Raw genomic sequence first — 17,427 nt, forward strand, 5'->3', positions numbered from 1 at the left:
ACGAGTAGCAGTACCTGACCAGAGCCGGTCCGATGATCGCTGTATCGTTACGGCCCATGTGGCCAGGGGAACAGCCGCCCGGTGGCGGGGCGAATCCGCAGCAAAATCCGTACCAGCAGCCCGGCTATCAGCAGCCGAACCCGTACCTGGGACAGCAGCCCGCCCAGTGGCCCGCACCGCCCACCGTGACGGCACCCGGGCCGGACGGCGGTGGCCGGCGCACGAAGCTGGTGGCGGTCGTCGCGGCGGCGGCCGTCGTCGTCGCGACCGGAGTCACCGGATTCCTGGTCCTGGGCGGCGGCAAGGACGACAAGGCCGACCCCGGTCCCACCGGCTCACCGACGGCCTCCTCCGCCTCGCCGTCCGCCTCCTCCGCACAGGACAACCCGCGCGCCGGAGGCGAGCTGAAGCCGACCGTCACCGGCTGGAAGGTCGTGGTCAACCCGGATGTGGGCATCGCCTTCGACGTGCCCCCGGACTGGGCGCCGCGCTCGAAGGACTGGATCACCTATGTCACGGACGACGCCGGTTCCGGCGACAAGGTGATCATCGGCATGAAGGCACCGGCCGTGTACAAGGAGAAGTGGTGCAGCTCCGACGACAACAAGGACGGCAGCAGCGAGAACACGTCCCTGGCGAACGTGGGCACACGCGGCAACGACGACAAGAGCACCGAGGAGGCCGCCCGCTCCGATTCGGCGGACTGGGTCTACGGCTGGTACACCCAGCCCGACCGCAAGAAGGTCACCACCGGCCCGGTGACGTCGTACACCACCGCCTCCGGCATCACGGGCAGCCTCGCCACCTCGAAGTCGTCCGGGGTTGTCAGGAAGCACAAGTGCGACTCCGACGGCAGGGCGACGACGTTCGCCTTCAAGGACCCGGACGGGAGTGTGCTGTCGTGGTCGTTCGTCGGCGCCACGGGCGTCAGCGGTGAGGTCCCGGACACCACGGTCCGCGGCATCCTGCGTACGGTGCGGCTGTACGACGTCGGGTCGGATTCCTGAGCCGGCACGTGTGGTGATTCGGTGCAGTGGTTGATTCGGTACGTCCCTGACAAGGGGCGGTGACCGAATCGTGTCCCTGGCGCCGTTAGGGTAACTGCCCATGTGGCCAGGACAGCAGCCGCCCGGGGGCGAGCAGAACCCGCAGAACAACCCGTATCAGCAGCCGGGTTACCAGCAGCCGAATCCGTATCAGCAGCCCGGCTACCAGCAGTATCAGCAGCCGAACCCCCATGGGCAGCAGCCGCAGTGGGGCGCCCCAGGACCGGTGGGCGGACCCCAGCCGCCGCAGGGCGGTGGCGGCGGGAACCGGACCAAGCTGATAGCGATCGTCGCGGCGGTGGCCGTGGTCGTCGCGGCCGGTGTGACCGGATTCCTCGTCCTCGGTGGGAACAAGGACGACAAGGCGGACGGCGGTTCGGGCAAGAAGACCAGTCAGTCGCCGAGCCCGGAGCCCACCGCCACCTCGTCCGGTTCGAACGACAACCCGCGGGGCGACGAGACCGAGAAGCCGCTCGTCGCGGGCTGGAAGGTCGTCGTCAACCCCAAGTGGGGCACGGCCTTCGACGTGCCGGCGGACTGGCAGATCGACAGCCCGGGCACCTTGATCGGCTTCGAGGACCGCAAGTCGAGCGACGGCAAGGCCCTCATCATGATGTCGGCACCGGCCGAGTACAAGTCCAAGTGGTGCACGTCCGACGACGACAAGGACGGCAGGTCGGACGACACGGCGCTGGCCGTGGTGGGCACCAAGGGCGAGAGCAGCGCCAAGAGCGCCGGCGACGCGGCGATCCGCGAAGTGCCCTGGTGGGTGTACGGGGGCTACACACAGCCGGACAAGAAGAGCATCACCTACGACAAGAAGGCCACGGACTTCACGACCAAGTCGGGCGTCAAGGGCGCCTACGCCTGGGCGCGTTCGACGAACACCCCGCGCAAGGGCAAGTGCGCCACCGACGGCAAGTCGCTCACCTTCGGCTTCGAGAACTCGGCCGGAGACATCGTGTCGTTCAACTTCTACGGCGCCAAGGGCGTGAAGGAGGAGGTCGACACGGCGACCATCATGAAGATCCTCAGCACGGTACGACTGCACGGGGACCCCACCGGGAGCTGACCGCGGGGCTGGTCGCCCGGTGCCCTCACCAGCTCTGGCACGCGTACCGGGCGGCCCGCCGCACACGACCGCGAACGGCTCAGCCGATGCCGAACGCGCCGTCGGGGGGCTCGGGGGACGGTACTGCGTCCTCGTCGCGTACCGGACGGGCGCCACCGATGAACTCGCGCAGCGCGGGGCCGTGTTCGACCCGGGCCGGGAAGGCGTCGGAGGCCGTGCGGCGGGCCAGGGCGGTCGTGTCGACCGGGTGGTGCGAGGCGACGAGCACCGCGTTGCCGAACCGGCGGCCGCGCAGCACGCCCGGCTCGGCGATCAGCGCCAGCTCCGCGAACACGGCGGCGAACGTGGCGAGTTGGGAGCAGAGGAAGGCGAACGGCGCTGCGTCGGCGAGGTTGGCCAGATAGACGCCGTCGGCCCGTAGGACCCGCTCGGCCTCGCGGGCGTAGGCGAGCGAGGTGAGATGGGCGGGGACCCGGGAGCCGCCGAAGACGTCGGCGATCAGCACGTCGGCCGAGTCGTCCGGGGCGGACTCCAGCCAGGCGCGGGCATCGGCGGAGTGCACGGCGATCCCGGCGCCCTCCGGCAGCGGCAGATGCTCCGCCACCAGTTCCAGCAGCCCCCGGTCTGCCTCCACGACGTCCTGCCGGGAGCCCGGCCGGGTCGCCGCGAGGTACCTGGGCAGGGTGAGCGCTCCCCCGCCCAGGTGCACGACGTCCAGCGGCCGCCCCGGTTCCCCCACGGTGTCCAGCACGTACCCGAGCCGCCGCGCGTACTCGAACTCCAGATGCGTCGGCGCGTCCAGGTCCACGTACGACTGCGGCGCCCCGTCGACCGTGAGCAACCAGGCCCGCTCACGGTCGACGTCGGGCATCAGCTTGGCGGTGCCGTGATCGGTGGCACGGGTGACGGGTATGGCTTCGTTCACGTCCCCCATTGTGCCGGTGAGAGTTGACACCGAGGTTGCCGCGTCCCTGGAAGGGGCGCGGGGCCGTACCGACATGCGGCTCCGCCGCGTGGGCGCGACCAGCCACGAACGACCCGCAGTCGCCCGCGCTCCACAAGCCACGCAGCTCCCCGGCGCACCCGTCAGCCCAGGGACGTCACCGTCCCCGCTCCGACCGTCCGTCCGCCCTCGCGGATGGCGAACCCGAGCCCCGGCTCCAGCGGTACGTCCCGCCCCAGCTCCACGGTCATGGTCACCGTGTCCCCGGGCCGGGCGACCGCCACCTCACCGAGGTCGACGTCCCCGACCACGTCCGCGGTACGGATGTAGAACTGCGGCCGGTAACCGCTCGACACCGGCGTCGTACGTCCGCCCTCGCGCCCCGACAGCACATACACCCGCGCGGAGAAGCGCCGGCTGGGCACCACGCTGCCCGGCGCGGCCACCACGTGCCCGCGACGGACCGCGTCCCGGGGGACGCCCCGCAGCAGCAGCGCCACGTTGTCCCCGGCCTGGGCCTCCGCCATCGGCTTGCCGAAGGTCTCCAGGCCGGTCACGACGGTCTCGATGTCCGCGCCGAGCACCTCGACCCGGTCACCGACCCGGACCGTGCCGCGCTCGACCGCGCCCGTCACGACCGTGCCTCGCCCGGTGATGGTGAGCACGTTCTCCACGGGTAGCAGGAACGGCGCGTCCAGATACCGCTCGGGCATGGGCACATATGTGTCCACGGCGTCGAGCAGCGCCTCGATCGACGCCGTCCAGCGCGGGTCCCCTTCCAGGGCCTTCAGCCCGGAGACCCGTACGACGGGTACGGAGTCGCCGCCGTAGCCCTGCGCGGTGAGCAGCTCCCGTACCTCCAGCTCGACCAGGTCGGTGAGCTCCTCGTCGCCGGCGTCGGCCTTGTTCAGCGCCACCACGATGTGGTCGACGCCCACCTGCCGCGCGAGCAGGACGTGTTCGGCGGTCTGCGGCATGATCCCGTCGAGCGCGGAGACGACGAGGATCGCCCCGTCGAGCTGCGCGGCGCCGGTGACCATGTTCTTGACGTAGTCGGCGTGGCCCGGCATGTCCACGTGCGCGTAGTGCCGGGTGTCGGTCTCGTACTCGACGTGCGCGATGTTGATGGTGATGCCGCGGGCGGCCTCCTCCGGGGCGCGGTCGATGCGGTCGAACGGCACGAAGGTGCCGGTGCCGCGCTCGGCCAGCACCTTGGTGATGGCCGCGGTCAGGGTGGTCTTGCCGTGGTCGACGTGGCCCATCGTGCCGATGTTCAGATGCGGCTTGGTGCGCACGTATGCCGTCTTGGGCATGGCTCTACCTCGAAGCCTCGTAAGTGGTGATGGGACCCCGAGGAACTGGCCGACCCTCCCCCTGCGGGGTCCGCCGGACGATCCGGGGAGGGTCAGCTTCGGGCGCCGTCGACAGCGGCCAGGAAGATCGGGACGGCAGCCTTCGGAGCATCCGCGACCGCGGATGCTGCGAGAACGAAGGCGTACCGGAACATGCGACGATCATCGCCGACGCCCTGTCCCGCGTCGAATGGTTTTCCCGGGGCGGGTCCGGCCGTCGGGCCGCTTCAGCCGCCGATGTTCTTCAGCGCCTCCCGGACCGTCAGCGGCGCGAACCTCCCCCGCTCACGGGCGAGGAAGGACCGTACGGCCTCCGGGTCGGTCTTGGCGTACTCACGCAGGCACCAGCCGATCGCCTTGCGGATGAAGAATTCGGAGTGCCCGGACTGGAGCAGGCAGTAGGAGAACAGACGGTCGGCGTCGGTGTGCTCCTTGTAGCGCAACTGGTGGAGCAGGGCGGTGCGGGCGACCCACAGGTCCTTGTCCGCGATCCACCGGTCCATCTCGGCGGCCAGCCGCGGGTCGGCGGCGACGAGCGCGCCGACGACATGGGCGGCGAGCAGGTCGACCGTGTCCCACCAGGAGACGGTGGTGACGAGGTGCCGGGCCACCGGCAGGAAGGCCGACGAGCAGCGCCCGGCGTGGCGGCGCAGATAGTCGGCGGCGAAGTAGTGGTACTCCCGCTGTGGCAACACCCAGCAGCGCAGGGCGATCGCCGTGCAGTCGGCCTCGTCGGGGCGCGGGGTGCCCGCGAGGACGGTGCGGGACAGGGCGCGGCGGGCCGGGGTGGGAATGCCCAGGAAGGGGGCCACGTCCTTCATGTAGGCCCGCATAGCCGCGGCCCGCTCCGGGTCGGCCGCGGCGGCGTAGACGGCGGTGACCCGCTCCAGCACGGTGTCGGCGAGCTCGCTGGGCGGCACGTCCGCCGGGCGGGCACCTGTGACGGTCATGAGACGAACCATACGGCGATCACACACATGCGTCGGTTAGTGTCACCGGATGCTCGATGCCAACCGCTCTGGCACCGCCACGGCCTCTCCCCGGGCCGCCGCCACGGAGCTCGCCGTCGCCGTCCCCACGGCCGTCACGGTCCCGCCGCTCACGCGCGCGGGTTTCGTCGCGCGCTGCACGCGCGTGCTGCTCTCGCCCTGGTCGCGGCTGTCCCTTCTCGTGGCGCTGCTCGCGGCCGCCGCCTCGACCATGCTGCTGTTCGAGCCACAGAGACTGATCACCCACGGCTGGCCGCCCCAGGTCGGTGGCGCCGCGGCGACGGTGGTCTTCGCGGCGGCGTACGGGCTGTGCACGGTGGCGTTCGTGCCGCGGCCGCTGCTGAACCTGGCGGCGGGTGCCCTGTTCGGCTCCCAGATGGGGCTCGGCACGGCGCTGGCCGGTACGGTGCTCGGCGCCGGGGTCGCCTTCGGCCTGGGCCGGGTGCTCGGCCAGGACGCGCTGCGTCCGCTGCTGCGCGGCCGCTGGCTGAAGGCCGCCGACGGCCAGCTCAGCCGGCACGGCTTCCGTTCGATGATGGCGGCGCGGCTGTTCCCCGGCGTGCCGTTCTGGGCGGCGAACTACTGCGCCGCCGTCTCCCGCATGGGCTGGCTGCCGTTCCTGTTCGCGACGGCGCTCGGCTCGGTGCCGAACACCGCCGCGTACGCCGTCGCCGGGGCCCGTGCCTCGGCGCCGACGTCCCCGGCCTTCCTGCTCGCGATGGCGTGCATCGCCGTACCGGCCCTGGTGGGCGCGGTGGTGGCCTGGCGCAAGCGCCACCACCTGCGCGCACCCTGAAGCGCCTTGACGCACCCTGAATCGCCCTGACGCGCCGTTACATGCCGTTACGCGGCTTCCAGGATCATCGCGTTGGCGAGTCCGCCCGCCTCGCACATCGTCTGCAGGGCGTAGCGGGCGCCGCGCTCGCGCATCGCGTGGACGAGGGTCGTGGTCAGGCGGGTACCGCTGGCACCCAGGGGGTGGCCGATGGCGATCGCGCCGCCGTGCACGTTGACCTTGGCGAGGTCGGCGCCGGTCTCCTGCTGCCAGGCCAGGACCACGCTGGAGAAGGCCTCGTTGACCTCGAACAGGTCGATGTCGTCGAGGGTGAGGTGCGCCCTGCGGAGCACCTTCTCGGTCGCCGGGATGACCCCGGTGAGCATCAGCAGCGGGTCGGAGCCGGTGACGGCGAAGCTGTGCAGACGGGCGATCGGGCGCAGGCCGAGGCGGGCCGCGGTCTCGCTGGAGGTGATCAGCACGGCGGACGCGCCGTCGTTGATCGGGCTGGCGTTGCCCGCGGTGACGTTCCACTCGATCTGCGGGAAGCGCTCGGCGAACGCGGGGTCGTGGTAGGCGGGCTTGAGACCGCCGAGGATCTCGCGGGTGCTGCCGGGCCGTACGCACTCGTCGCGGCTGACGCCCTGCAGGGGGGCGACCTCGGCGTCGAACAGGCCCGCGTCCCAGGCGGCGGCCGCCTTGTGGTGCGAGGAGACGGCGAAGGCGTCCATCCGCTCGCGCGTGAGGGACCACTTGGCCGCGATCAGCTCGGCACTGATGCCCTGCGGGAGGAGCCCCTCGGGGTAGCGCTCGGCGACTCCGGGGCCGAAGGGGTCCTTGCCGGGCGGCACGTTCGACCACATCGGCACGCGGCTCATCGACTCGACGCCACAGGCGACGACGAGGTCGTAGGCGCCGGAGATCACGCCCTGGGCGGCGAAGTGGACGGCCTGCTGGGAGGAGCCGCACTGGCGGTCCACCGTGGTCGCCGGGACCGATTCGGGGAAGCCCGCCGAGAGGACGGCGTAGCGGGTGGTGTTCATGGCCTGCTCGCCGACCTGGTCGACGGTGCCGCCGATGACGTCGTCGATCAGGGCCGGGTCGACGCCGGAGCGCTCGACGAGGGTGCGGAGGGTGTGGGCTAGGAGCTCCACGGGGTGGACGTGGGCCAGGGAGCCGTTCGGCTTGCCCTTCCCTATGGGGGTGCGTACGGCTTCGACGATGACTGCGTCACGCATGGTGCGGGCCTCCTTGGCCGCCGGGGCGATAACCGGCGCGATTACCGGTGAGTAGGAAATCCAAACTCACCATAGCTCGCCGAGTTGGAAAATCAAACCCTCACCTAGACTGGGCGTCATGGCCGCCACGAAAGACCCGCGCCCCTGCTCCATCGCCGACGCCCTCGCGCTCGTGGGCGAGAAGTACTCCCTGCTCGTGCTGCGGGAGGTGTGCCTGGGCAACGGCCGCTTCGACCAGCTGGTCCGCAACATCGGGGCCCCGCGCGACGTCCTGGCCACCCGGCTGCGCCGGCTCGTCGACGCCGGCATCCTCACCAAGCGCGCCTACAGCGAGCGCCCGCAGCGCTTCGAGTACCGGCCCACACAGGCGGGCCTGGAGCTGGAGCCGGTCCTGATGACCCTCATGGCATGGGGCGACCGCCATCTCCGCGGGGACAACGACCGCCCCATGGTGATCGAGCACATCTGCGGCAACGAGCTCGTCGCGGTCGTCACCTGCTCGACCTGTGGCGACCCCGTGCGCCACGAGGACCTCACGGCCCACCCGCAGGCCCCGGGCTGGACGCTCACGGGACCGTCGGCGGCGTAGGCGGCCCTACGAACCCCTGCCCATACACGTCGAGTCCATATACGTCGAGCCGCCCGCACATCCCGAACTTCCCGTAGAACGAAGGCCGTTCGGCCCGTACGACGGCCTCGGCCAGATGGGAGACATCGCCCCGTCCGAGGCGGTCGAGCTGCTCCCCCGTGGCCGCCGCCGCGGCCTCGGCGCCGCGCCGCCAGCGCTCGCGCCACTCGGCGAGCCGGGGCCGTACGAGCGCGGCGGCGGCCCGGTGGAAGGCGGCCAGCGCCTCGGGGCCGGAGGCCTCGCGCAGCGCCCGGTAGCCCTGCAGCGCGAGGTCGCGCCGGGCGCGGGCGGCCCGCGCCCGTTCGGCTTCCGGCGCGTCCGCCGGGATCGTGGTGGCGGCGGCGTACCTCTGTGGGTCGGCCAGATACTGCGGGGGCAGCGTGAGCACCGCGTCGCCCGCCTCGGGCAGCCCGCTGTTCTGCATGAGGACGGTGATGCGCAGATCGTCCTCGTTGACGAGCCGGTGGATGGTGCCCGGCGTGAACCAGGCCAGCGTGCCGGGCTCCAGGGGCGTCACCTCGTACCCGGACGTGGTGAGCGTCTGTACGGCACCCCGCCCCGCGGTGACGACGTACGCCTCCGAACAGGCCAGGTGCAGATGGGGAGTTCCGCCCCGGGTGGCGTCGGGCGCGGGCCAGTCGTAGACGCACAGGCGCGAGACCGCGACGCCGCCCGGCAGACCCGTGAACTCCCCTCCGCTCACCACGGATGGGCGTCCAGATACTTGGCGATGTCCGCCCGCTCCCAGGCGCCGTCCGCGACGACGACCCGGTAGCGCCGCCGGAGCGTGTCGCCGGGGGCGAGTTCCAGTTCGTCGAAGAACGCCCAGGAGGGTGCGACCCCGGCGAACGGGTCGTTGCGCACGAACCAGTGGGCGGGGTGGGCGCCGCCCGCGCCGGAGTGGTCGTTCTCGGGGGCGTGCGCGAAGACGAGGGTCGCGTGGCCGTCGGTGCCGTCGTGTTCGCCGGTGACGGCGAGCCACGGCGACCGGGTACCCATCAACCCCGGTCCTTCGCCGTCCGGACCGATGATCCGCCCGCCCCGGAAGGCTCGCGGACCGCGCCAGAACAGGCCCGTGTAGCCGGCCATCTCACGCCCGGCGGTGGTCGGGCTGCCGAACCGCAGCGGCTCGTCCCTGCGGTTGGTCACGGCGCTGGTCCAGGTCAGTGCCCATGATCCGGCCCCGGGGTCGACGTCGTGCACCTCGATCCGGCGCTCCTCGTCCGCCCACAGCGTGCCGTCGTACGGGTGCCAGGTCAGCCGCTCGGCGATGACGAACCGCCCGCCGTCCGAGGCCACCTCGTCGAAGCCGGCATGCCTCATCGAGCCGACCCGCTCCGGGAGTTCGAGATATCCCTCCCCGTGCACATACGAGTTGCCGCCCCACAGATTCGCGTCGGACAGATGCGAGGCGGTCAGCGACAGGCCCTTGTGCCAGCGGTGGTCATTGGGCCGGTAGTCGGTGACGACGCCGCCCGCCAGGGTGCGCATCGGGTGGAGGTACGGCTTCGGCGCCTCCCAGGCCGCCTCCGGCCGGTAGACATAGGCGAGCAGCTCGACGCCGGTGACGGGTTCGGTCACCGTGATCCAGTCGCCGTGTGCGTGGACGACGCGCAGCTCGCCGCTCACGCGGACACCTCCTCGCGCCCGGCCGGCGCCCAGCCGGGGGCGCCGCCGTGCAGGGCGGTGTAGTACGGATCCCCCGGTCCGATCTCCCCCGCGCGTACGGTCGCGTCGGTGAACGCCGACTTGTACAGCGCGGTGATCAGCTCCAGGCTGGTGCGCCCGTCCGGGCCGCTGCTGCGCGGCCGCTCCCCGGCGCGCATGCTCGCGACCAGCTCGCGCAGCTGGGCCAGATGCGAGCTGGGCACGTCCGGACCGAAGTCCCGCCAGGCCGCCGCCTGCTCGCCGGGCACGTCCGGGGCCGGGGTGATGCGCCAGTTGCCGTTGCTGTGGCCGTAGAGGTGGGTCAGTTCGACGGTGGCGCGCTCGCAGTCGATGCGGATACGGCTGACCTCGTCGGGGCTCAGAACGCTGTTCACGACGGTCGCGAGGGCGCCGCTCGCGAAGCGGACCAGGGCGGTCGAGACGTCCTCCGTCTCCACGTCGTGGACCAGTCGTCCGGCCATGGCCCGCACCTCGCTCCACGGGCCGAGCAGATCGAGCAGGAGGTCCATCTGATGGATGCCGTGCCCCATGGCCGGGCCGCCGCCCTCGGTGTGCCAGCGGCCGCGCCAGGGCACGGCGTAGTACGCGCTGTCCCGGTACCAGGTGGTCTGGCAGTGCGCCACCAGCGGCCGCCCCAGCGCCCCCTCGGCGAGCAGCCGGCGTACGTGCCGGGAGCCGGAGCCGAAGCGGTGCTGGAAGACGATCGCCGCGTACGGGCCGCCGACCGCGCCCTCCTCCGCCTCGACCGCGTCGAAGTCGGCCAGCGTCGGCACCGGCGGCTTCTCGCACCACACCCAGGCCCCGGCGCGCAGCGCGGCCACGGTCTGCTCGCGGTGCAGCGTCGGCGGCGTGCAGATGGTGACCAGGTCGGGCCGCTGCTCCTGGAGCATGCGGTCCAGGTCGGTGTAGGCGTGCGGGATGCCGGCCTCCGCGCAGAAGGCCCCGGCCGCGCCCGCGTCGATGTCGACGGCGGCCACGACCTCCGTCTCGCCCTCCTCGGCGAGCCGGGCGAGCGCCGGCAGATGGGAACCGCGTCCTATGGCGCCGGTGCCGATGACGGCGGCCCTGATGCGCCTGCCGGTGAGCGGGGCTGTGGAGCGGGGCATGGACGTGATCAGCACTCCTCCGGGACGGCGGGCACGTAGGGCGAGCGGGGTGGCAAGCGATACGGCACGCGGTGCGGCAAGCCGTGCAGCAAGCGCTTTCTCACGCTGCAAAGTAAGCGGCGGCCCAGTGGACGGTCAACACCCCAAGTCGGTAAGCGGCTGGCAAAGGACTGCCCAAACCCCCTGTGTCCGGGCCGTCGTCGCGGGGCGCTACGCTGCCTTCGGTACACATGATCACCACTCGAATGATGATCACCTTCACCGGACTTTTCCCGATCAGCGCTGGGACGCCCTAACTCCATGTCTTGGTTTGAATCGCTCGTCCTCGGACTCGTCCAGGGGCTGACCGAGTTCCTCCCCGTCTCCTCCAGCGCGCATCTGCGGCTGACCGCGGCCTTCTCGGGCTGGAAGGATCCGGGTGCGGCCTTCACGGCGATCACCCAGATCGGTACGGAGGCCGCGGTGCTGATCTACTTCCGCAAGGACATCGGGAGGATCATCTCGGCCTGGTTCCGCTCGCTGTTCGACAAGGCGATGCGCCAGGACCACGACGCCCAGATGGGCTGGCTGGTGATCGTCGGGTCCATCCCCATCGGTGTGCTGGGCGTGACGCTGAAGGACCAGATCGAGGGGCCGTTCCGCGATCTGCGGATCACGGCGACCATGCTGATCGTGGTCGGCGTCGTCATCGGCATCGCCGACCGGCTGGCCGCGCGCGACGAGACGGGCGGCCGGCACCGGGCGCCGAAGCAGCGCAAGACCCTGGAGAACCTCCGTGTCAAGGACGGCCTGATCTTCGGCCTCTGCCAGGCCTGCGCCCTCATCCCGGGCGTCTCCCGCTCCGGCGCCACGATCAGCGGCGGCCTGTTCATGGGCTACAAGCGCGAGGCCGCGGCCCGCTATTCGTTCCTGCTCGCCATTCCGGCGGTGCTCGCCTCCGGGGTGTTCGAGCTGAAGGACGCCGCGGGAAGCGGGCACGTGGCGTGGGGGCCGACGCTCTTCGCGACGGTGATCGCGTTCGCGTCCGGCTATGCGGTCATCGCGTGGTTCATGAAGTTCATCTCGTCGAAGAGCTTCATGCCGTTCGTCTGGTACCGGATCGCTTTGGGCATCGTCATCATCGCGCTGGTGGCGACGGGGGCACTCAGCCCGGATGCGGCGGAGTCCACGGGCTAGGGGGGCTAGGGGGTGTCGTTCGGACCATCCCGGCGTCGCGGGCCCTGGCACGCACTCCCCCAAGCTCTCGGCTTCGCTCGAGCAGCAGGCACCCCCATGACCCCGCTCGGGGTCGGCCAACCCGCACCGTTCGTCACAGCCGACCTGATCCAAACAACACCCCCAGCCGAAGCAGATTCATCTCGGCCATCCCCCAAAGACCAGCGGGCTGCGGGACTTTGGGCGCGTCGTACCCGGGCGTGGCAAGGGCGAAGGCGCCCACGGCGCCGTACGGCCCTCACCGCGCCGCGGCGTGCGGTCACGCAAAAGCCGTGGCTCGCGCATGCCTTCGCCGTCGCGGCCGTGACCAACCGCATACGGTCTGAGTAGCGGTCCGGTAGCGCAGTGTCAGTACTTGCCCCTAGGCTTGTCCGCATGCCCCCCGATTCCGTGACCCATGGTTCCGTGCGGTCTGCTGCAGAGGTGAACGAGCAGATCCGGGCGCTGTGGCTGCGTGCGGGCGGATACCTGTCGGCCCAGGACCGCGCGGAGTACGAGCTGTTGGTGGTCGAGTGGGCCGAGGCGATCCGCGACGAGATCATCGAGGCGGCCTGATCCTTCGGCGGCATCAGCGGGGCGGTGGCGGTGGCGTGCGACTTGCAGGCACCCGCGCTCGCCGGTGCCACGGCAGCCACCGAGCGCTACACCTTTGACAGCGCCACGGTCCCGAGGTCCGTCTTCTCGGCGAAGCGCCAACGCCGGTCACGGAGAGACTTGTGGGTGGGCTCCGGATACGGGGCACGGGCCCGCCCTCGACCTGCCGGACGGGCGGCGGCAGGGAGGGTTCTTCTGGGCGCTGTTGTGGACGCTGGACGGCCCCCAGGCCGATCCGACGGTCTGGCTCCGTGAGTACGACGAACCTCCCGTCGCCGAGCAGGAACCGCTCCGCGGCTTCCTCATCCAGTTCTCGCTCTACGAGGCCGCCGTGGGCGCCGGCTGCCTTGCACTCCGCAACCGGCTCACTGCGCAACAGGTCGAGCGGCTCACCGAAGGACTTCTGGGCGGGCGCCACCCACCGCGGCGCCCTCGCCCCGCCGGCCGACGCCTCGGTCGAATGAGACCGGTTCGACGGCTGACGTCGCCCTTTCCGCCAGGGGCCACAAGATCTTCCCGGAGTGACGACCCAGTCACCGTTCGTGCCCCAGTGACAGATCTGATGCTCCATCCGATGTGTGACTTGTGGGGAAGGTGAGAACAGTGATGCTGTTGTTGCAGACGATGCGAAGCATGCGGTGTGAATGTGATGACCTTCGCCACGATGTGACCGAAAGAGGCAGTTCCTTACGCAAGGGCGCGTAAGTGCTGCGTACAACCCCTTTGCACCCGTGGAGGTTCCGAGTGCGACCATTCACCCTCAACTACGCCCTGCCCAAGGCGTTTCCGACCGTGGTGACGCCGTACCACTTCGACGAGACCCGTCAGTTGAACGTGCTTCCCGACGGCCGCCCCGCCGTCAGCGACCCGGACCTGCTGCTGGCTGTCGGCACGACCACGTCCACCGCCGGTTCCCAGACCCACTTCGATGACTGACGCTTCGTAACCGAATGACAGTATTGATCCTTACGTCCGAGGAGGACGTGACCGCCGACATGGTGGTGGCCAAGCTGCACGAGAAGGGGACCCCTTTCGTGCGGCTGGACCCTGCGGACCTGCCGGACAAGGTCGTGTTGTCCGCCCACTACGCCCACGGCGACTTCGACGGTCACCTGTCCGTGAACGGACATGTGCTCAGCATGGGAGGCCTGCGCTCCGTATGGGTGCGCAGGCCCGGCGAACCGGCGGCGCACGCGACGCACCCCTCGCCGTGGCTGACCGCCGAGGCCCGTCAGGCGCTGTTCGGGATGCTCTTCTCCGCCTCCACCCGGTGGATGAACCATCCGCGCAACGCCGACCGGGCCCGCCTGAAGCCCTGGCAGTTGAAGACGGCTCACCTCAGTGGCTTCGCCGTACCGCCGACCGTCTTCACCACGGCCCCGCGGCTGGCACGGCAGTTCGCGGAGGAGCACCGGCACGTGGTGGTGAAGTCCGCCTCGGGGCCGCCGCCCGGAGACCCCGGCGTGGCCCTGCCCACCACCCTGATCGGGCCCGACGCCGACTTCTCGGCCGTCGCGGCCGGCCCCGCGCTGCTGCAGCGTTACATCCCCAAGCGCGCCGACATCCGTCTGACCTGTGTCGGCACACGGCTGTTCGCCGCACGGAAGACGGCCGAGCCGGACCAGGTCGACGGGCGCTACGGCGACACCGAGCACGCCTGGGAGGCGGTCCCCGTACCCGAACGCATCGGCCGGTCCGTGCGCGAGTACCTCGCCCTCGGCGGACTGGCTTACGCCGCCTTCGACTTCGCCGAGGACGAGGACGGCATCTGGTGGTTCCTGGAGTGCAACCAGGGCGGCCAGTTCGGCTTCATCGAGCTGGAGACGGGACAGCCGGTGTCGGAGGCGGTCGCCCTGTGGCTGTCACAGTGCACGGTGGCCGACCGCGTGCCGGAGCTCCACTGGTGAGGCGTCAGGCACCTCGTGCGCGGACCCTGCGGTTCGGGCCGCGCACTGGGTGCATCTGTTCTGTTGCACGTCAGTTGCCCGAAAAGGGGCTTGGGGGCACGGGCGCTTCGGAATGATGCCCGTATGACGGTCTGGAAGGTATTGCGCTGGGTGGGGGCCGCTGTCGGTCTGGCTGCCCTGATTGCGTTCTTCGCCTTGGTGGGGCTGGATCGGGCAGATCAGTTGAGCAGCGTGTTGAGTCTGTTCTTCACGGTGGCCGGGTTCGTGCTGGCCGTCATCGGCCATCTGCAGCAGAGGCCCGCGAACGGGCCATCGCCGGTTGCGCGTGCAGGGTCGATCGCATCGGGCGGCAGCGTGCGCGGTTCGAGGGCCGTCGACACCGGTTCGGGTGGTGCTCCGTCCGGTTCATGGACCACGCCGCCGGGCGGAGGACCGTCGGCCGACCAGGGGTCGATCGCGGCTCGCGGTGACGTCGACGACTCCGAGGCACGGCGGGGTTCGTGATGAGTCGCCGCAAGCCCCGTGCGAAGGCCGGTCGTGAGGCATCGGGCCTGTCTGCCGACCGGGGCTCGATCGTGGCGGGCCGTGACATCAAGAACGCCACGTCCATCCATGCGCACACCACGGTACTGCCCGCCGGAGCGCTGAAGAGCCCGTCGAAGGTGAAGGCGCCGCGCGACTGCAGCAACGTGCCGCGTCCGCACGGCTTCGTCGGCCGTGAGCGTCAACTGGCCGCGCTGGATGCCGCGTTCGCCACGTCCGGAGAAGTGGTTGTGCAGGCGCTCCATGGCCTGGGCGGAGTCGGCAAGTCCACGCTGGCCGCCCACTGGGCCAGGACACGGTCACGCACCTCCCCGCAGTGGTGGATCACGGCCGAGTCGCCCGACTCCCTGGATTCCGGGCTGGCGGACTTCGCGGTCTCCCTGCAACCCACGTTCAGGAGCGTGGAGACCGGAGCCGACGAGCTACGGGAGTGGGCTCTGTCGTGGCTTGCCGCCCATCGGGGCTGGTTGATCGTGCTGGACAATGTCAACGACCCCGAGCATGTCCGTCCGGTCATCGACCGGGCCGGTCGCGGTGGACGCTTCCTCATCACCAGCCGCCGCGCGACCGGCTGGCACCACATGTCCTCCACGGTGTCCCTGGACGTCCTGGACGAAGGGGAAGCGGTTGAGCTGTTCACCCGCATCCTGAACCACGGCGGGGAGCGGGACAGTGACGGTGCGGCCGAGGTCTGCGCGGCAGTGGGCCATCTGCCGCTGGCCGTGGAACAGGCAGCCGCGTACTGCGCCGAGACCGGGGATTCGCCCAGGGCCTACCTGGACCTGCTGACCAGCAGGCCGGCCGAGATGTTCGCCACCGCCGCGGAAGGCGGGGACGCGGAGCGCACGATCGCCCGGATCTGGAGCATCACACTCGACCGCCTCAGAGACCTGCCTCTGGCAGGGGAGGTTCTGCGGGTGCTGGCCTGGTACGCCCCCGACGGCATCCCGCGCAACCTTCTCGACGACCTTGCCTACCCGTCCCCGCTTCGGCCAAGGCTCGCAAAGATACGTTCTCGGCCCGCGGACAACGTCGGTGCGTTGCGTGTCCGGCTTCACCAACTCGCCCGCACCTACGTGGAAAGGACAGCCGATCCGCTGGCGCTGAACACGGCGATCGGCAAACTGGCCGCCTACAGCATGATCAGCCAACAGGACGGCATCATCACGGTGCACCGGCTCGTACAGGCCTTCGCTCGGACGCCCGACCCCAAGGATCCGCACCGCCGCGCCAAGGACATCGCACACGCACAGCAGATCGCGGCGAACACCTTGGAGCGCCTGCTCCCCGCAGATTCGCACGATCCCGAGACCTGGCCGACATGGCACACACTGTTGCCTCATGTGTCCGCTCACACCGATCACATACCGCCGGAGTCGGAATCGCTCACCGCTGCCCGACTCCTGAGAGAAGCCTCGACGTTCTACTCGCGGCGGGGCGCTGTGGCCCGGGGCACAGCCGCTGGAATCCGGGCGGCCCACATTCACGAACGACTGCTGGGAAAGACACATCACGCCACTTTGAACAGTCGCAACAGCCTCGCGAACGCCCTCCGCGCGGCCGGGGACTTCAAGCGTGCCGTCGAGCTGCTCGAGTCCAATCTCGCGGACACCGAACGCATCGTCGGCCCTGACCACCCCGACACACTGGCCAGCCGAAATAACCTCGCCAGCGCCTACCAGGACGCCGGCGATCTGAAGCGCGCGATCCCCCTGTTCGAGTCTGCTCTCGCCGACAACGAGCGCATCTTCGGCCCCGCGCACCCCACCAACCTGCTGCGCCGCAACAACCTCGCGCTCGCGTACAAGATCGCTGGTGATCTGGAGCGCGCCACTCCTCTGTTCGAAACCGCTCTCGTCGATGCCGAGCGCGATCTCGGACCCGACCACCCCGACACCCTCACCTGCCGCAGCAACCTCGCGGCGGCCTACCAGCACGCCGGTGATCCAGAGCGCGCGATCTCACTGTTCGAGTCCACTCTCGCCGATACCGAGCGCGTTCTGGGACCCGACCACCCCGACACCCTCATGCGCCGCAACAACCTCGCAAACGCCTACGAGCGCACCTGCGACCTGAAGCGCGCGATCCCCCTCTTCGAGTCCGCACTCGCCGGTTCGGAGCGGGTTCTCGGACCCGACCACCCCGACACCCTCACGATTCGCCAGAACCTCGCGACCGCCTACCAGCACGCCGGGGAACTGAAGCGCGCGATCGCCCTGTTCGAGTCCACACTGGCCGATACCGAGCGCGTGCTCGGACCCGACCACCCCAGCGCGCTCGCCCGACGCAATCGACTCAAGCTCGCCTACAAGGCTCGTAGCTCGCAGTAGACGGAGCGGAAGATGTCCCCG

At 70.5% G+C, this 17,427-nt stretch carries 17 protein-coding genes; 10 read left to right on the forward strand and 7 right to left on the reverse strand.

What is annotated here, in order from left to right; genetic code table 11:
- Positions 1–56 precede the first annotated feature (56 nt).
- The gene (locus ACZ4EG_RS13600; protein ID WP_467790753.1) at positions 57–1,007 is read left to right on the forward strand and encodes a DUF8017 domain-containing protein; all 951 of its coding nucleotides are present in this window, start codon (positions 57–59) and stop codon (positions 1,005–1,007) included.
- 100 nt (positions 1,008–1,107) lie between these two features.
- Complete coding sequence (locus ACZ4EG_RS13605) at positions 1,108–2,118, forward strand: DUF8017 domain-containing protein (RefSeq protein WP_453554065.1); 1,011 nt, start codon at positions 1,108–1,110, stop codon at positions 2,116–2,118.
- 79 nt (positions 2,119–2,197) lie between these two features.
- Here ACZ4EG_RS13605 and ACZ4EG_RS13610 read toward each other — a convergent pair whose 3' ends face one another.
- The 3 genes from ACZ4EG_RS13610 to ACZ4EG_RS13620 all read right to left on the reverse strand — a co-directional run bounded on the left by ACZ4EG_RS13610 (position 2,198) and on the right by ACZ4EG_RS13620 (position 5,363).
- The gene (locus ACZ4EG_RS13610) at positions 2,198–3,043 is read right to left on the reverse strand and encodes a spermidine synthase (RefSeq protein WP_467790754.1); all 846 of its coding nucleotides are present in this window, start codon (positions 3,041–3,043) and stop codon (positions 2,198–2,200) included.
- A gap of 161 nt (positions 3,044–3,204) precedes the next feature.
- Positions 3,205–4,374: an elongation factor Tu gene (gene tuf / locus ACZ4EG_RS13615; RefSeq protein ID WP_453554067.1), complete on the reverse strand. Its 1,170-nt coding sequence runs from the start codon at positions 4,372–4,374 to the stop codon at positions 3,205–3,207.
- A 266-nt stretch (positions 4,375–4,640) separates the two neighbouring features.
- Positions 4,641–5,363 carry a DNA alkylation repair protein gene (locus ACZ4EG_RS13620; protein WP_467790755.1) on the reverse strand — a complete coding sequence of 241 codons (723 nt, stop codon included), beginning with the start codon at positions 5,361–5,363 and terminating at the stop codon, positions 4,641–4,643.
- A 49-nt stretch (positions 5,364–5,412) separates the two neighbouring features.
- Here ACZ4EG_RS13620 and ACZ4EG_RS13625 point away from each other — a divergent pair, with 49 nt between their 5' ends.
- Positions 5,413–6,198 (forward strand): TVP38/TMEM64 family protein, encoded by a 786-nt coding sequence (locus tag ACZ4EG_RS13625; protein ID WP_453554071.1) that lies wholly within the window; start codon positions 5,413–5,415, stop codon positions 6,196–6,198.
- 47 nt (positions 6,199–6,245) lie between these two features.
- Here the strand turns inward: ACZ4EG_RS13625 and ACZ4EG_RS13630 are convergent, their stop codons facing one another.
- Positions 6,246–7,415 (reverse strand): thiolase family protein, encoded by a 1,170-nt coding sequence (locus tag ACZ4EG_RS13630; protein WP_453554073.1) that lies wholly within the window; start codon positions 7,413–7,415, stop codon positions 6,246–6,248.
- Positions 7,416–7,533: 118 nt separating this feature from the next.
- Between ACZ4EG_RS13630 and ACZ4EG_RS13635 the strand changes: the two genes are divergently transcribed.
- Positions 7,534–8,004 carry a winged helix-turn-helix transcriptional regulator gene (locus tag ACZ4EG_RS13635; protein WP_467790756.1) on the forward strand — a complete coding sequence of 157 codons (471 nt, stop codon included), beginning with the start codon at positions 7,534–7,536 and terminating at the stop codon, positions 8,002–8,004.
- Here the strand turns inward: ACZ4EG_RS13635 and ACZ4EG_RS13640 are convergent.
- Genes ACZ4EG_RS13640 through ACZ4EG_RS13650 form a run of 3 tightly spaced genes read right to left on the reverse strand, consistent with a single transcriptional unit; the run spans position 7,982 to position 10,817 of the window.
- Positions 7,982–8,749, reverse strand: coding sequence for a cupin domain-containing protein (locus tag ACZ4EG_RS13640; RefSeq protein ID WP_467790757.1), 768 nt, complete (start codon positions 8,747–8,749; stop codon positions 7,982–7,984). The two genes, ACZ4EG_RS13635 and ACZ4EG_RS13640, sit on opposite strands and share 23 nt — an antisense overlap.
- The gene (locus ACZ4EG_RS13645; RefSeq protein ID WP_467790758.1) at positions 8,743–9,672 is read right to left on the reverse strand and encodes a DUF6807 domain-containing protein; all 930 of its coding nucleotides are present in this window, start codon (positions 9,670–9,672) and stop codon (positions 8,743–8,745) included. Before ACZ4EG_RS13645 ends, ACZ4EG_RS13640 begins: the two co-directional genes overlap by 7 nt.
- Complete coding sequence (locus tag ACZ4EG_RS13650; RefSeq protein ID WP_467790759.1) at positions 9,669–10,817, reverse strand: Gfo/Idh/MocA family protein; 1,149 nt, start codon at positions 10,815–10,817, stop codon at positions 9,669–9,671. Before ACZ4EG_RS13650 ends, ACZ4EG_RS13645 begins: the two co-directional genes overlap by 4 nt.
- Positions 10,818–11,117: 300 nt before the next feature.
- Between ACZ4EG_RS13650 and ACZ4EG_RS13655 the strand changes: the two genes are divergently transcribed.
- From ACZ4EG_RS13655 to fxsT, 6 genes are all read left to right on the forward strand, one after another.
- Positions 11,118–11,993: an undecaprenyl-diphosphate phosphatase gene (locus ACZ4EG_RS13655; RefSeq protein WP_467790760.1), complete on the forward strand. Its 876-nt coding sequence runs from the start codon at positions 11,118–11,120 to the stop codon at positions 11,991–11,993.
- 414 nt (positions 11,994–12,407) lie between these two features.
- A complete protein-coding gene (locus ACZ4EG_RS13660) occupies positions 12,408–12,587 on the forward strand; it encodes a hypothetical protein (RefSeq protein WP_467790761.1) in 180 nt (59 codons plus the stop codon).
- Positions 12,588–13,370: 783 nt separating this feature from the next.
- Positions 13,371–13,562: a putative ATP-grasp-modified RiPP gene (gene tgmA / locus ACZ4EG_RS13665; protein ID WP_263206284.1), complete on the forward strand. Its 192-nt coding sequence runs from the start codon at positions 13,371–13,373 to the stop codon at positions 13,560–13,562.
- A 14-nt stretch (positions 13,563–13,576) separates the two neighbouring features.
- On the forward strand, positions 13,577–14,533 hold the full coding sequence (tgmB, locus tag ACZ4EG_RS13670; protein ID WP_453554087.1) for an ATP-grasp ribosomal peptide maturase: 957 nt from the start codon (positions 13,577–13,579) through the stop codon (positions 14,531–14,533).
- Between the two features lie 123 nt (positions 14,534–14,656).
- Positions 14,657–15,037, forward strand: a complete 381-nt coding sequence (locus tag ACZ4EG_RS13675; protein WP_453554089.1) for a hypothetical protein — start codon at positions 14,657–14,659, stop codon at positions 15,035–15,037.
- Positions 15,037–17,406 carry an FxSxx-COOH system tetratricopeptide repeat protein gene (gene fxsT, locus ACZ4EG_RS13680; protein WP_467790762.1) on the forward strand — a complete coding sequence of 790 codons (2,370 nt, stop codon included), beginning with the start codon at positions 15,037–15,039 and terminating at the stop codon, positions 17,404–17,406. Before ACZ4EG_RS13675 ends, fxsT begins: the two co-directional genes overlap by 1 nt.
- Positions 17,407–17,427 lie beyond the last annotated feature (21 nt).

It is taken from the genome of Streptomyces sp. NPDC025638 (assembly GCF_055558775.1).